Source organism: Pseudomonas mendocina (genome assembly GCA_037482215.1).
In the GTDB taxonomy this organism is placed as follows: Bacteria; Pseudomonadota; Gammaproteobacteria; order Pseudomonadales; family Pseudomonadaceae; genus Aquipseudomonas; species Aquipseudomonas mendocina_E.
Genome location: CP148074.1, coordinates 3173467 through 3188499, shown reverse-complemented (window position 1 = coordinate 3188499; position 15033 = coordinate 3173467). Strand labels below are relative to the sequence as shown.

At 66.5% G+C, this 15033-nt stretch carries 17 protein-coding genes; all 17 read right to left on the bottom strand.

Annotation, left to right across the window (positions count from 1 at the left end; translation table 11 throughout):
- Positions 1-81: 81 nt before the first annotated feature.
- Positions 82-843, bottom strand: a complete 762-nt coding sequence (locus tag WG219_14910; protein ID WXL24603.1) for a thioredoxin domain-containing protein — start codon at positions 841-843, stop codon at positions 82-84.
- 15 nt (positions 844-858) lie between these two features.
- Positions 859-3768: a conjugative transfer ATPase gene (locus tag WG219_14905; GenBank protein ID WXL24602.1), complete on the bottom strand. Its 2910-nt coding sequence runs from the start codon at positions 3766-3768 to the stop codon at positions 859-861.
- Entirely contained in the window at positions 3768-4217 is a 450-nt protein-coding gene (locus tag WG219_14900; GenBank protein WXL24601.1) for a TIGR03751 family conjugal transfer lipoprotein, read from the bottom strand. Before WG219_14900 ends, WG219_14905 begins: the two co-directional genes overlap by 1 nt.
- Positions 4198-5607 carry a TIGR03752 family integrating conjugative element protein gene (locus WG219_14895; protein WXL24600.1) on the bottom strand — a complete coding sequence of 470 codons (1410 nt, stop codon included), beginning with the start codon at positions 5605-5607 and terminating at the stop codon, positions 4198-4200. Before WG219_14895 ends, WG219_14900 begins: the two co-directional genes overlap by 20 nt.
- Positions 5597-6526 (bottom strand): TIGR03749 family integrating conjugative element protein, encoded by a 930-nt coding sequence (locus WG219_14890; protein WXL28015.1) that lies wholly within the window; start codon positions 6524-6526, stop codon positions 5597-5599. The genes WG219_14895 and WG219_14890 overlap by 11 nt, the downstream gene beginning before the upstream one ends.
- A 5-nt stretch (positions 6527-6531) precedes the next feature.
- Positions 6532-7224 (bottom strand): TIGR03746 family integrating conjugative element protein, encoded by a 693-nt coding sequence (locus tag WG219_14885; GenBank protein ID WXL24599.1) that lies wholly within the window; start codon positions 7222-7224, stop codon positions 6532-6534.
- Positions 7221-7631, bottom strand: a complete 411-nt coding sequence (locus WG219_14880; protein ID WXL24598.1) for a TIGR03750 family conjugal transfer protein — start codon at positions 7629-7631, stop codon at positions 7221-7223. Before WG219_14880 ends, WG219_14885 begins: the two co-directional genes overlap by 4 nt.
- Before the next feature lie 13 nt (positions 7632-7644).
- Complete coding sequence (locus tag WG219_14875) at positions 7645-8004, bottom strand: TIGR03745 family integrating conjugative element membrane protein (protein ID WXL24597.1); 360 nt, start codon at positions 8002-8004, stop codon at positions 7645-7647.
- Positions 8005-8020: 16 nt separating this feature from the next.
- Entirely contained in the window at positions 8021-8254 is a 234-nt protein-coding gene (locus tag WG219_14870; GenBank protein WXL24596.1) for a TIGR03758 family integrating conjugative element protein, read from the bottom strand.
- Entirely contained in the window at positions 8251-8634 is a 384-nt protein-coding gene (locus WG219_14865; protein ID WXL24595.1) for an RAQPRD family integrative conjugative element protein, read from the bottom strand. Before WG219_14865 ends, WG219_14870 begins: the two co-directional genes overlap by 4 nt.
- Positions 8635-8732: 98 nt before the next feature.
- Positions 8733-9482, bottom strand: coding sequence for a TIGR03747 family integrating conjugative element membrane protein (locus WG219_14860; GenBank protein WXL24594.1), 750 nt, complete (start codon positions 9480-9482; stop codon positions 8733-8735).
- Positions 9479-11662, bottom strand: a complete 2184-nt coding sequence (gene traD, locus WG219_14855; protein ID WXL24593.1) for a type IV conjugative transfer system coupling protein TraD — start codon at positions 11660-11662, stop codon at positions 9479-9481. Before traD ends, WG219_14860 begins: the two co-directional genes overlap by 4 nt.
- Positions 11663-11666: 4 nt before the next feature.
- Positions 11667-12215, bottom strand: coding sequence for an integrating conjugative element protein (locus WG219_14850; protein ID WXL24592.1), 549 nt, complete (start codon positions 12213-12215; stop codon positions 11667-11669).
- On the bottom strand, positions 12212-12817 hold the full coding sequence (locus tag WG219_14845) for a transglycosylase SLT domain-containing protein (protein ID WXL24591.1): 606 nt from the start codon (positions 12815-12817) through the stop codon (positions 12212-12214). The genes WG219_14850 and WG219_14845 overlap by 4 nt, the downstream gene beginning before the upstream one ends.
- A complete protein-coding gene (locus WG219_14840; protein WXL24590.1) occupies positions 12799-13536 on the bottom strand; it encodes a TIGR03759 family integrating conjugative element protein in 738 nt (245 codons plus the stop codon). Before WG219_14840 ends, WG219_14845 begins: the two co-directional genes overlap by 19 nt.
- Positions 13537-13550: 14 nt before the next feature.
- Entirely contained in the window at positions 13551-14192 is a 642-nt protein-coding gene (locus WG219_14835; protein WXL24589.1) for a hypothetical protein, read from the bottom strand.
- Positions 14189-14767: a PilL N-terminal domain-containing protein gene (locus tag WG219_14830; GenBank protein WXL24588.1), complete on the bottom strand. Its 579-nt coding sequence runs from the start codon at positions 14765-14767 to the stop codon at positions 14189-14191. The genes WG219_14835 and WG219_14830 overlap by 4 nt, the downstream gene beginning before the upstream one ends.
- Positions 14768-15033: the final 266 nt, after the last annotated feature.

Here is a 15033-nt window from a genome sequence, read left to right as displayed (position 1 = left end):
GTGATCGTTCGCGGCCAGGATGCGAGGCGAACGGGTAGCGGTCTGCGCAGCGTGCTGCGCCGTAGCCTCAATGACCGCGGGCTACCTGGGCATGTCGCCGACGACGTCGGCAGGCATTTCGGTAGTGGGTGAAGCGACCGAATCCTCAGCCGCCAGCATGTCCATGGCCGACAGCAGTGCATCGCCTTCGATCGGCCCTTGCAGCAGGATCGCCTGGCCGGTCTGGCGATCCTGTAGTCGCAGGGATGGCGTCGCGGTCACGCCACCCTTCATGGCTTCCTCGGCCTGAGCGCGAATCAACGCTTCGGGTCGCTCGCTTGCCAAACACTGCTCGACGGCTGGGTTGAGGCCGGGATAACGCAGACCCTCGGGCAAGCCCAGGCCGTCGCTGCGCGTGTGCGCATAGACCCATTCAATGGCCTGCCAGAAGGCCGCATGCCCACCTGTCTCGGCGGCGCACTCGGCCAGGCGTGCCTCGGCAGAGGCGGCCGGCTCATGCGCGGCCAACGGCAGGTGGTGCCATTGCAGGGATACGTCCGTGTTGGCACCCACCCAGCGCTTGAGCTGCGGAAAGTACTCCCGGCAGAACGGACATGCGAGGTCGGCATAGAGCGTCAGCGTGAACCGTCCCTCGGGGTTGCCCATCTGCCAGGGAGGCCCGGCCACCTGCGCGGTGCTGACCTGCGCGGGAGCCTGCGACGCAGGTTCGCTGGGTGCGCGGGACACCAGCCAGATCAGCAGCGTGATCAATCCAGCGGCCAAGAACCAGGACCAGCGCTTGCGCGAGCGCCGACGGCGGAGCGCCTGGACTGGCATCGGAACGGAAGGACGTTTCGGTTTCACGGCAGTCTCCGACGGCTATTGCGGCAGGCCCAAGGCTGGCGACTCGATGCCGCGCGCCTGGTCGATCTTCTCAGCCACCTTGAAGGCCGCGTCGAGTTCACTGATGCCGTGCTGCTGCATGAGTTGGTAACGCTCGGCTTTCTCCTCGGGTTCGGTCTGTGCGAGCGCGAGATAGAGGCTCGGCGGCACAGCCCGGAACAGCACTTCCAGGCTCTTGGAGAGGATGACGCCCTCGGTGAACTTCCCGGCTTCCTTGCGCGCGGAAAGCATCAATGCTTTCTGCGCAGGCGAGAGTTCGCGGAACCGCGCGATCTTCTCCACCTCATCGGGCGGCATCGACAGGCAGATCCACCACTCGATCATGTTGAGCATGGGCTCTGCGGCGCGCGGAAGATCGTCGATATTTTGTGTGGCAAGCCAGAACCAGGCCCCCAGCTTGCGCCACATCTTGGTGATCTTCACCACGTAGGGGGCGAGCAGCGGGTTCTTGGTGATGATGTGTCCTTCGTCGGTGACGTTGATGATCGGGCGGCCCAGGTACTGATCGCGCTCGGCAATGTTGTTCACCGTGCTGATCAGGCTGATGTAGGCAATGGAGAGCTGCGCGTTGTAGCCCTCGCGGGCATAGGTCGCCAGATCGACCAGGGTGATGTCGGCTTCGGGCCAGGGCGAGCCGTCGCGGTCGAACATCTCGCCGTCCGTGCCCTGGCAGAACATGTCCATGGCGTCGGCCATCTCCAGCAGTCGCACACGCCGCAGCTCCGGCAGCGTCGGGTCCTGACTGCGCGTTCGCAGTGCGTTGCGCACATCGCGCGTGAGCACGGTGCGCTTTTCGCCATCCTTTCTGTGGCAGTGCTCTGCGGCGTCAAGGATGCACTGACGGATCAGCGAGCGGTCGGCCCGTGTCATCCGGGCTTCTTCCTTGTCTTCGCCGCCGGTGATCATCAGCCGCGCGGTGATCTCCAATTCGCCCAGCACGTCGCGCTGCTCATCCGCCTCCATGGCCACAGCATCGGGTGGAAGGTCTTCGTCCAGCGCATCGGCGTCGAGCGTCTGCACGCCGCTGGGCGTCTCGATCAGCCGCCGCGCATCCGCGAACGGCGCGAGCGTCACACCCGAGCCTGGGGCCAGTTTGACCCGGTTCACGGTCAGACCCAGGCGCCGGGCAAAATCGCTGAACAGGCCGAAGCTGTTGCCGGCCTCGACAATGAACAGCCGTGGCCGGTAGATCGCCGTGACCTGATTCAAGAGGTTGTTGAGGGTCGCCGACTTGCCCGAACCCGTCGGGCCGAACAGAAACAGGTGGGCATTCATCTGCCGGTCAAGGCGGTTGAGCGGGTCGAAGGTGATCGGCCCGCCGCCGCGGTTGAACATCGTGATGCCGGGATGCCCCGTGCCCTGGCTGCGCCCCCACACCGGCGAGAGGTTCGCCGCGTGCTGGGCGAACATCAGTTGCGTGTACCACTTCTTGCGATCCTGGCTGGGGTTGTAGCAGCACGGTAGCCAGCGCAGGTAACTGTTGAGCGGCGCTACTTCGTCGTCCTCGCGCACCGGCTGCAAGCCAGCGTTGAGCATGACGTTCGCCAGGTCCAGGCCGCGTCGGTCCAGTTCCGCCTCATCGCGCCCGCGCAGGTAGAACGCCAGCGTGCCGCGATAGAGCTTGCGCGCGCTGCCGATCAGGGAGCGGGCTTCATGCACGTCCTTGAGCGTCTGCTCCGACGCCAGCGTCTCGCCCACGGCCTTCTTCGCCAGGTGGTTGAGATCCGCTTCCAGAACATCCTGGGGCGTGGCGACCATCGTCAGGCAAAGGGTGGTGTCCTCGGGCATCTGGTCGAACAGCGTGTTGATCGCATCGCCCTTGCGGGTCTCGCCGGTCAGGTGCCCCGTGCCCGGCGGCATGCGCAGGCGGTCGGTGATCAGCACGCGGTGCGGCAGGCCGTCGAAGTACCAGGTGCCATGCGCCACGTCGGAGCGCGGCTGGCCGAAGAACAGCCGCTGGCTGAAATCCCGCCCGCTCGCCAATTCGATCTCGCCGTCTTCGCCGGCCTCCGTACTTTCGGGGTAGCGCGCCAGCGCATAGAAGCGCTCCCGGTCTTCGGCCCCAGGCCCAAGCAACGTGGGACGCGGGTTGAACCAGCGCAGCAGCCAGTCGTGAACATCCGCAGCCACCATGCGCCTGGCCTGAATGCCGGCGTTCGCCAGTCCGCCGCACAGGCGGTCGCAGACGATATTGAGCATCTGCTCGGGCGTCTGGCCGCGGCGGCTGTTTTGCCCTTGGCCGGTCACGCGGCGATAGACCACCATGCGCACGCGCCGGGTCTGGCCGCGCCAGCGCAGCCGTGTGACCACCGTGTCCTCGAACAGACCGCCCGGCTTGGCCACCGCGCGCAGGTGGTGGCCGAAGAAGCGCAGGTAGAACTCGCTGAACGCCGTATCACGGGCGCGCGGCTGCACATAGTCGCGCAGGGTCTGCATGTACTGGTCGAAACTGGGCTCGTCCTGAGCGTAGAGCTGCAGCACCCAGGGGTTCTCGTCCAGTTCATCGAAACTGTCCTGCAGCGCGTTCTCCAAGGCATCGCGGGCCTGCGCGAGCCAGCCAGGTTCCCGGCCTTCGGTGCCCAGCGGCACCAGCTCGTAGAACGCCGCCACCGATTGCCCGTCCTCCAGCAACATGGCCTTCGACTGCGGCAGGAACTCCACCCAGGGCAGCAGTTCCACGAACGACGGCGCGACCTCGTACAGCGCCTGCTCGTCTGCCAGGGTCGCCGACCTGCGAGCTTGCACCGCCGTGCCGGGTTCGGGGATGCCGGCCTGACGCAGTGCCTCGACGTGGCGCTGCCAGCCGTCCGGCTGCTCGTCATCGCCAGCGCCGGACGCGTCCAGCTTCGGTGCGGCCAGCTTCGGCCAGGAGAGTTTCCAGCGCATCAGTAGTCCTCCACGCGCTCGCCTGGCATGGCGTACTGCACGCGCTGGTACAGCGGGAACACGGTCGTATAGCCCGGAATCGGCACCGGGTCGGTGCCCGCCAAATGGGGATACACGTACATGACCAGATCGGGGTTGGGCAGGCGCTGGAACTGGCGATAGACCTCGTTGCGCGCCGTGCGCGTATAGCGCATCTGCTCGACGGGCGCGGCTTGCACATCCATCTCGGTCAGCGGACGGCGAAGGCTCTGGCGCGCATCGAGCAACTGCCTACGCGCCACCTGGCCGCCGCCACCGCCGCCGTCACCGGCGTTCTGCTGCCAGATGTCCATCATCGTGCTGTCGCCATGAGGCAGCAGCTTTTCCTTGCTGGTGGCGCAGCCGCCGAGCAGCGCGACGGTCAAGGCCAGCGCCAGGCCCTGAGCCCAGCTATTCAAGTTCGAGAGCATGGCTTTCTCCTGCGCGGTGATCGACCTTGCGGCCTTCGGGATCGAAGTCGATGGCGAGCGGCTTTTCGAGGTGGACGGCGACCTTGGCGCCGGGCTGCACATAAACGGCAGCGAAGGCCTGGCCGTAGAGCTTGTTGACCCAGCTCGACATGTCCTGAACGCCACTGGCGAGAATCCGGCCCACGGCTTCCTGGCCGCTGATGCCCACGCTGCCGATGGAGCCGTCGGCGCCGACATAGGACGCCCTGCCGCTGTCGGATTCGATCAGTGAGGCCACGCCAGCGCCTGCCGCCGTGATCAGCGCCTGGGTGCCGAGGTACTGCTGCGCATTGCTGCGCCGCTCGCCGCTGACACAGGGAATGCCGTGCGGATCGCTGATCCAGCCCAGGCCGTCGCGTTGTTGGTTGTTTTGCTGGTTGCCCTCGCGATCCTCGGGAATGGTGCGGATGGTCCCGTCATGGAACACGAAGGTGATGCTGCGCACCTGGCCGCGCACACACGAAAGCGTCCAGTCGCCCGATGCGGTGCCGGAGAACACGGCTCCGGCCACATCGGGAATGTCGATGCCGTTCGCGGTCAAATTGTCAGGCCCGACCAAGACCTTGAAGGGGTATGGATCGTTCACCGTGCCGTCGATCGGCACGCGGCCAATCAGCGCCGTCATTGCCACCGACCCCATCAGGGTCGAGTTGGTCGGCACGGTATAGACGGGCGTCGCGCTCTTGACGCCAGCGGCGCGTGCACCCGCGTTCGCCACGGTTTGCGCTGTGGTTTCCAGCGTGCTCTGTGCGGAACCGAAGCTGGTGGGGAAGCTTATGCCGCCATTCGACCTGCCGCGCCCGTCGCTTTGTTTCGCGTCATCAGGCTCCACCCAGCGCATACCGCCTTCCATGCCAGCCTCGTCGCCGTCACGTAGGCCCAGCCCCACCGGCAAATCGGCATGGCCACCGCCACGTCCGCCGATGCTGTCCAGGCGCTGCTGCAGGTCGGCGAGCAGCCCCTCGGTCTGCTGGCGCGTGCTGGCCGCCTGCTGCTGGTCACGGCGCAGGTCGGAGCGCTCGGATTCGAGGGCCGAACTGATGCGCTGGTCGATGGCGCTCTCGCGCTGGCGCAGTCGCTGATTCTCCTCGCGCTGCGACCTGTTGTCGGACAGCGCGGTCTGAAGCTCGGTGCGCAACTGCTTCACCTGGGCAACCAGCGTCGCCACGGTGTCGCGCGGGGTGTCACCCTCGATGCCCAGCGCCTTCATTTCTTCCGGCGTAAGCCTGCCGCCGCCATCCGCGACAGGCGGTGCCGACGCACCGCCACCGGAAAACAGCCGGATGGCGACAAACAGCACCAGCAGGGCCACGGGGATCAGCAGCCACTTCAGGAGTCCGTTACTGCGCATGGCGGGCCTCCCTGTCGTCGCTGGCTGCTGCTTTGGGCTGCGGGAGATGCACAGCGGGGTCGAAGCGATGGATCGCCGGCAGCAGCGATTGCGCGAGGCCGTGCCCGCGCGTCACCAGGTACAGGACGGTGGTGTCCTCGGGGGTTCCGCGCGGGCCAAGCGCCTCGTGCTGGAAGGTGGCGGTGAGGAAATCCCCTTGCAGCACGCGCGGGTCGAGGCTGATCCAGTCGCTGCTACTGTTGGTCAGGCGCACGGCAGTGACCCACTGGTCTTCCAGGCGCCACGAGGCGAGCGCGACCGCGCGTGCCGGCAAGGTCGGCATCAGCGTGCCGAGGTCGAGGTCGCGGCGCAGGTTGACCCGCATGACGCCTGGCAAGGCTTCCACGGTGCGCAGCGGTGCGTAGAGGTTCTGCGCAGCAAAACGTGTCAGCACGACGGGGATTGGCGTTTCGCGCCGCGCCGTCCGGGTGCCCGCCTGCTCCTGAGCGCGTGCATGGGGCGCATCGGCACCGTCAGGCTGATCGCCATAGCGCGCTGTTGAGTTGTTGCCCTCGACGATTCGCACCGGTTCCAGCTCGGCTTCGCCGTCCTTGGGCGGCTCCGCCGCAATGTCGAGCAGGATCAGCGCGCCGGTGTCGGCGTCCTGCAATTGCAGCCGAGTGGGCTCGATCGGCTCGCTGGCGCGCAGGTACACCGCGCCGCCCGCGCTCTGCACGCGCAAGCGCTCACCGACGCCTGCGGGAACGCCCACGCGGACGTTTCGGTCGATGAACACGATGCGCTCCTGGCCGACCTTCAACGGCACCGCCAGCGGCATGCGCTCCCAACGCAGGATCTCCACCGCCTGGACAGCGGGGGACACGACCACTGCGGCGGCCACGGCCAGCAGCCCCAGCAGCGCGAGTACAGGATGCTTCATGGGCTTCATGGGGAATTACCTCCTTGAGGCGCTTGCGGCGTCAGGCCACCAGGCACCGGGCGCGTCGGCTCCGGTGCGCTGATGCGCTGGGGCGTGCCCTCGTAGCAGTCGATCACCAGGCCGAACGGGTTGCGTGCGGGATCGACGTCCACCCGCGCGACCTTCACGGGGTAGCGCACCAGGGCGCGCTTGACCTGCTCGGCGCCGTAGTACTCGTCGGCGCTGATGTCCAATGTCACCACCCAGTCGCGGTCGGAGATCACACGCACGCGCGCCGTGGGGTTGTCGCCATAACTGCGGCCGGGGATTTCGTAGATGCCACGCACACGCTGGCGCAGTTCGCCGGTGCTGCGGCGGTAGTCGTAGTCCGCCTTGAGGAATGCCTGGCAGGACGGGGTGAGGTATGGCGAGAGCGTGTGGAGGTTGCGCGGGTAGTCTTCTTCGCCATTTGTGGGCCAGCGATTGAGGGTCTGGAACACGTAGAACGTGAACGCATAGATCGACTCGGGCGGCACCTCCCACCACTTGCGGGTACTGCCGGAGCGCAGGTCAGGCGGGACGTGGATGGTCAGGTCGCGCGGCGCGCTCCACCAACCGCCGCCCATGACCAGGGCGACGATGACCAGCGCACCCGCGCCGAGGCGCAGCGTCTTGATGTGCGCCTGCAGGTGGGTGATCTCGTTCTTGAAACGGCTCATCGTGCGCCCCCATGCCTGCCCCTGCGGGTGGTCCAGAAACCGGAGCGCGAGATCAGCACATGGCCGCCCACCCAACCGGCCATCAGCGGATGGCGCGTGGCAATCCGCCATTGCAACTGCCGGTACAGCCAGGTGTCGGGACGCCCACGCTTGAGGCGGCGCAGGATGCCGCCGCCGATGAAAACGCCCAGCGCCACGCCCAGGACAACAAAGGTCGGCGCGATGGCAATCGTGCGGAACACCCAGGACAGCGGCGCGCCGACCACCAGGCCGGCAGCGCCGGACAGGCCGCAGCAAATCCACAACTCGTCGGCGGTGAGGCCGCGCACGACCACCGGGTGCCTGTTGAGCCGGTGTGGAAGGAACGTGACCGTCCCATCGGCACGGACATGCTGTTGCTCGGACATGGCCCGTCCTCGCTTACAGGATGCCGGTGGCTTCGGTGAGCAGCCAGATGCCGATCACGAGCAGGACGGCGCCGATGGCGACCGTGAGGCCGAACTGGCCCCAGGTCTTGCGCCCGGTGTGGATTTCCGCGTAGGTGCCGTAGGCGTGATAGCACACGCCAATGAACATCGACGCCACCACCAGCAGAGCCACGAGCATGATGATGTCGTAGCCGTAGTTCCTGATCGTTTCCATGATGCCGCTGCCAGCGCCGCGGGTTGGGTTTTCCAACTGCGGCAGCCCTTGCGCGAACGACAGCGCGGGCAGCGCGGCGGCACCCAGGGCGACGGCGGCGCGTTGGACAAAACGAGTAGTGAGGATGCGGTTTTGCATGGTCAATCCCTTCAGGTCAGGAGAGGAGGAAGAAAGTCAGCACGAGGTACATCGCGACGAAGCGGATGCAGACGCCGAGGAACTGGCGCTGGTTGAGGCGGTTCTCGGCCCACCCCACGTAGGCCGTTCGGATGGCCCAGACGCCCCAGACGAGCAGAACCGCGAACACGACGCCGACCAGGACGGTCGCCATTGCGGACGGCGCGATGCCGCTGTTGGCTTGAAATGCCGAGACCTGGGCACCGTTCATGGCCTGCCCTGCACAGTCGTCGGCAGCGATGGCGGGACGGCCCGCTCGGTGCGGTACTCGCCGGCCAGTTCGGAAAGGTCGCGCGGCTGGGCGCGCGACGGGTTGAGATGGGCCTGGATACCAGCGCGCACACGGGCCAGATCAGTCAGCAGTCGTGGGTAATCGAAGTGGTAGCGCTCGCCCGGCTGGATGGCGGTTTGCACGGAGCTGTCCTTGACGGTGCGCTCCAGCGCATCGAGCTGGCGCAGCGCAGCAACCAGCTCCTGACGCTGCGCCGGGGACTCGGCCAACGCCATCGAAGACTGCCCCATCAGCAGGGCCGTCACGAGAAAAGTGGGCACGCCGCGATGCGCGGCGCGCAGCCAGATCGGAGCCAACATCGCGCCATTCCTGTGTGATCAGCAATGGCTTGATCGTGGCGATCAGAGACGTATCAGGCCGCAAACAATAAGAACCTGCGGATGACCGGATTGATGGCCTAGAGGTACTTCTTGAAGCTCCCTGCAGTCAGGCTCACGGCCAGTCCCAGCAAGCCGGCGCTGGGCAGCAGGATCAGGAGCGGATGCACCGAGATCGGTAGCGCCAGGTACGTCACCCAAGGCAGTACGGCCAGCGGCATCAGACTGGCTTTCGCTCGGTGGTAGATAAAGCCGGACTCGCGGCCCGCGCCGAACCGGCGCACATCCCGCCTCACCAGTCCGTCGATCAAACCGACAAATGCCGCCGTGAAGATCAGCGGAAGCGTGAGCGCCAGGACCAACAGACGCACCAAAAAAGTGAGCGTGGTGAAGGCGGCAGCGATCAGGTAGCTTTCGGCCCAAACATAGACTTGGCTGATGAAGTAGCGGAAGTTTCGTGTCTGCCCCTGACTGGGCGCGCGGGCGCGCTCGGCGGTCTGGCTCATGCGCTCCAACAGCCCCGATCGCACGAACACCCATTCGTAGCCGGTGTCCACCAGCTCGTGCGCCGTTCGCCCCGGCTCCTGCACGACCACGCTGCGCGTGAAATGCTTGGACAGGTGCCCCAGCTCGTACTGCAACATTTGCTGGGAGTGCTGCCAGCCCTGGTCTTTCCAGAACAGGTGCATGCCGATGCACTCCATCAGGATCGAGAACAGCAGCGAGCCGACCAGTACCCCGAGCAGCCGGAACGGCAAGGTGATGGTGCCGACGGTCAAGCCCTGGCGGCGGTTCTGCTCGCGCTGCGCAGTCGAGGCGGCATCGCTCATGGCGCGGCCTCTTCGCTGGCCGTGTCGCCCGTGTCGGTGATGGGTGTGGCGATGGCCGCCTCATCGATCAAGTCGTCCGGCAAGGCCGCGTCCTGCAAGACCGGGGAGCTGGTGAACTCCCACCATTGCGTGGCCTCGCTGTAGCTTTGGCGCATGTGCCCTGCCAGTTGCTGCAAGTCCGCCGGCATCACTTCATCCGGGTCTGGCGCCGGCAACGGCATGCGCACCTTCCAAAGCTGGCCGCCCTGCAGCAGCGCGAAGCACTGGCCTTTGGGCAGGCCGACGATGTGCGATGGCTCGATCATCGGCACGCTGGACATGCTGATGCGGTCCTGGGTGTTTGACGTAAAGTCTGTCGCTCCACGAATATCGGAGCTGTCGGTCGCGCCGCTGACGATGGTGGTCGTATAGACCTCGACCTTCGGCAACTGCCGGGTCAGCAATTCAGCGGTAGCCGTCTCGCGCACGCGCAGCATGAACAGGTTGTTGAAGTTGCCGATCACCTGACCGGCCTTCGCGCGGTTGCCGATGCGGGCTTCGATGTCCGAGAGCGTCTGTGTGTACGCGGTAACTTGTAGGCCAGCGCCGCCGCCCTTGTTGATCAGCGGAATGAACTCGTCGCCCATCAACTCGTTGAACTCATCGGCGTGGACGTTGATCGGCACGCGCGTGCCAGCCGATGCGCCCGGCAGACCGTCGTCGATCCCGTGCTTGTAGATGTGGCCGGCGACCGAAACCAGGTCGGAGAACATGGAATTGCCGACCGCCGCGGCGACCTCGGCGTCGGACAGCGCGTCCAGGCCGACATAGACCACGGCGCGCTTTCGGATGACCTGCATCCAATCGAAGATCGGACGCGGGTCGGCCAGGTCGGAGTAGTTCGGGGCCAGAAGCTGGGCGATCTTGCCGCTGGTGAGCTTCTCCAGCAGGGGCAGCAGCGATGCGACGATCTTGTCGAAGTAGGTCTTGTCGTAGCGCACTGCCGAGCGCAGGCCGTCGAGCACCGGGTCATAGTTGCGCGCCTGCGAGAGGTACTGCTCCAGCGCCACCACGCGCTTTTCGCGCCCGATCATGTTGCGCGGGATGTTCTTTTCGTTGAGCTTGGCCTCGATCTGGACGATCACCTCCCAGGCCTTGGGCTCGGTCTTGGCGAAGTAGTGCTGGGCGTACTCGATGAACAGCGCATCGATGTTGATCACATGGCGCTGGATCAGCATGTAGTCCGGGCGCTGCCCCAGTTCCACCAGGGCGCGGGCGATGATGTTGACGAAGCGCCACGCAAACTCGCGAAATGCCGCGCTGTTGCCTTCCCCGGAGAGCTGCCCTGCAACACGGGTGGCCACCTCGCTGATGCGCCCAAAGCGGCCCACGGCGTTGTAGCGCGCGGAAATGTCCGGCCAGCCCAAATGGAAGACATAGAACTCGCCCTCGCGGCCCGCACGCTTGGCCTCGACGTACACCCGCTTCAAGAGATCGGCGTCGCCCTTGGGATCGATGACGATGACGACCTCGTGCTCGCCGTCGGCGTTCTTGCGCCGAATGTCCTGGGTCACGAACAACTCGGCCAACCGCGTCTTGCCCACGCGCGTGGTGCCCAGCACCAGCGAATGCCCGACGCGCTCACCCAGCGGCAGGCTGACGTCCACCTCATCGGGTTCGATGCCGTGCAGGCGCGGCAGGCCGCCCACAGGCGGCAGCGGGCGCACCGGGTTGAAAGGCACATCCCAGCCCGTGAGCGCGGGCAGCCGGGACAGCGGGAACGGCGCGAACTCCAGCCGTTCCTCCAGCCTGCGTGCCAGCCGGTAGGCCGGCGTTGGCTCGACGTAGCGGCGAAATTCCGGTCGGTACGTCTGCATGAGCCTATGGGTGTGTTTCTGCTCCCACAGAAACCCGCGCCCCACGAACAGACGCTGCTGGCTGACCGGCACGTCCTTGCTGGTCATCACGTAGCGCGGCAAGCGGCGAATGTTGCGCCGGTAGCGCAGGATGACGCGGGCATCGCGGTAGCGGATGGCACCGTAGGCGCAGAACGCCAGCGCACTGCCGACGCCCATGGCGGGGCTCAGCGCGAGCGACCACGGTGCCACCAAGGACAGAAACGCGGCGCCTGCACACGCCGCGACGGTATAGAACTCCACCGCTGGGCGCAGCAGAACCTCGACCGGCTGTTTCCCCGACATGGCTTCATTGCTCGATGCCGGTGGCTGTGATCAGCACCGGGTAATGGCGCAGACCCAGGCGCTCGGCCAGGTCGTCACCGACCACAGGCGCAAGGGGCACGCCCGGCACCAGGGCGCGCAGCCGTGCCAGGCCCTGCACGGTCTCGACGTTAACCACCAGGCCCACCGCGCCGCGCTCGCGCAGGGATGTTGCCTGGCGGCGCAGCCAGGCTTGGGACGCCTCGTCGTCGCCGACGACCACGAAAGGCCGCAGGCCCGGTGCCTCGATCACCCGCCGCGCGACGGTGCCAAGCGTGAGCTTGGCACTGCGCACCGGCAACATCGCGGCCTCGTCCATGGGCGTGGCGGGCACCGGGAGCATCGGGATAGGCTGTCGGGCCGGAGCATCGGCGCGCGGCTGAAGGTTCAGAGCCTCGTAGTACGGCAGCGCCGATGTGCCGCCACGGTCTTCGACCACGATCAGCGGCTCGCCGGCGCTCGAGGCCAGTGGCAGAGCCGCCAGCAGCAAGAGCAGGCCCTTCAGCGTGAGGTTGGCCAGAGGGGGCTTCGTCATGGGGATGTCTCCTGGTGCGCGGCGAGGGCCGCGGCGGTTGGGTGCGTGCCCTGCACACGGGCAAGGTGGCGCGACACGCTGCGCCGGTAACGTGCGGCAGGTTCTCCGCCCGCAGGGCGGTGGTAGCGACCGATTGCCAGTAACCAGTCCTCGCCAGTGGTGTGCTGCTCCTTCAGAATTTCAGCGGCGAGGGCGAGGTTGCGGTATGGGTCGAGCAAGTCGCACGGGCTGACATAGCGCTGCTGGTGGTAGCCGAGGTTGATCTGACCCAGGCCCGCGTCGATGCGCGTGTGCGGCGTGGCGCGCATCGCCTGCTGCAAACCGGCGCAAGCGTCGGCGCGTGTGGCGTAACGACGCGACTGGCCAGCGACGTTGAGCGACCACGGCCATGGGACGATGCGCCCGTTGCGGCGGATGCCGCTCTCCTGCAAGGCCACGGCGTAGAGCACCGTCGAGGGGATGCCTGCGCGCTGGGCGGCGAGTTGGTAGGCCGGTGGCGGAACCTCTTGGGCATGGGCGGCGCAGGCGTACAGGCCAGCAGCGAGCACCAGTGCGCGTAAGCACTGCGAAACGGAGGTGGCCGCTATGGCTGGCGTTGCCATTGGCCGTTCACCTCGCGCACGACTGCTGGAAGGTCGCCGGGCAAGCTCAGCGACAGCCACCGCCCGCCATCATGGTTGAGCGTGATGCCACCGCTGCGCACGCGCGCCGGATCGACGTTCGCACGCTTGGCCCAGTCGCGGATACGTGTGTCGTCTTGGCGGCTGCCAACCATGTACAGGTCGAACTCGGTGCCGGAGGATTGCAGGCGCTGCACAAGCTGCCCGCAGGCCGCGCAGCCGTCCTTGACGAACACTGCTGTGCGGCCTGAACCGCGCAAGGGGTTGGCGCTTGTGCCGGCGCCGGGTTTTTCGTCAGGCAGGCTCACCCGCTGCATGCCGGGATTTAGGCGCTGCCAGGCCTCGTCGTAGGCACGCTGGTAGGCGAGCAGCTTCTCGACACGGCGCGCCTCGATCTGCACCTGCAGTTCGGCGTAGCGGCGCCGTTCCTCGTCGGTGCGCGCCTCGATGCCCAGGGCGGACAGTGGGTCCAGGTTGGGCGAGTAGATGCCCAACGGCCCGTCCATCAGTTCGCGATAACGCGCCCACTCCTGCGGTTGCAGGCCCCAGTTGCTTGCCACACGGTCGTCCAGGGTGCGGGCGATCAGCGAGCGCTCCTGACTTTGTGCATTGCGGGCGGGAGCCGTGGCCGGCTGCTGCGCCCAGGTGGGCAACTGGGCAGACGCGAGCAGAAGCGCGGAAAGGATGATGGCTGGCTTCATGTCGTGTCCTCAGCTCAAGGGATCGCCACGCGACGGGTCTGGTCGCCGGCCTGAAACACGGCGGAGTTGCCCTCGACCGCCTGAAAGCGCCATGGGCCGAGCGAATCGCCGGGCAGCAGCACCTCAAGCTGGTCGGGCGTGTAAGACCCGGCGCTCGGCGCAACGGACAGGCTGCGTTGACCAGCGCGAAGCTCGGCACCGACGATGCGAAATGGCAGTGGCGGCGGTTCTGGTTTGGCGGTGGGCCTGCTCGGTGAGCGCGGCTGAGCGGGTGCTGCTGCGCGCGCAACGGTCTGGCGCGTCTTGATTTGCTCGACCTCGGTGCGCAGCGCCTGAAGGTCGTCAGCAGCGGCATAGCCGCTCAGCGTTTTCTCGAACTGGGCAGCGCGTGCTTCCAGGAGTTCGCGGGTGTCTTTGAGGTCTGCCGCCGTTGCGACGGCTGGACGCTGCTGGATGGCATCAATGGTCTCGGCCAGGCCCATCGCCTGCGCTTCGAGACGTTGCAGGCGGGTATCAAGCTGATTCTGGTCGGCCTGCTCGTTCACCGCCTGGTAGCCGAGAGCGACGAAAACGCTGAGGCCGATCAGCCAGAGCCACATCAGGCTCTGCAACACCACGGCGGTGATCGGGCGACGGGGAGACTGCGCGGCATTCATGGCTGGCCTCCCGAAACCGAAGGCATCAGCGGAAACGTCTGCACCGCCTCGGCAACAGGCGGCTCGTGTGCGTGCTCGGCGGTCGCGCTGCCTCCAGCCTGCTCAAAGCAAATCTGCCGTGCCCGGTCATTCGCATGCAGTTCCCAGGCCGGGCCAGCCAGGGTGAGCAGCGCATCGCGCAAGGTCATGGGGCCAAGATGCAGGTGCGCCGCCGGCAGCGGGAGCGCATACAACTCGCTCACGGCGCGGGACGTCTCGCAAAGCTGGTAGCCGCTGCGTTTGAGCACATGCCGCAGGCCATCGCCCACCGTGGTGCGGGCGTCCTCGGGCATGGACACGTCGATGGTCTGCAACAGCAAGTCACGCTGCGCCGCCGTGGGTGCCAGCTCGACCAGCGTGTAGCGGCCATAGCGCACGACGGGAATGAACTCGAGTGCCTCGGGTTCGGGAACGGAGGCGACTTCTTCTATGGCGTCTGGCACCAGCGGCGCGGTCGTGGTCGTGCAGCCGCTGGCCAGCGCTGCAGCCAGGAGACCAGCGCCGACCAGACACCGTGATACAGGGATTGCGGGCATGGCATCGGCTCTTCTGTTGCGATGCCGATACCTTGGCGGCGCGTCGCTGCGCGGTCAGCCAGGAATGCGAACTGGGTGGTGCCCGCTTTTCTGTCTTGGGGTAGTGCCGGGGGTGGCAATACGAAAGCGGAGACCGTCTCTATCTGTCATTCCTCGCCAACTTACTTTGGGTTACATTGCCCGAGCATGTGCCTTTATTGGCCTTGCCTGCAAGGAATCGATCTGGATCAGGATATGCCCACAGGATCACTGCTCGCATGCTGTTG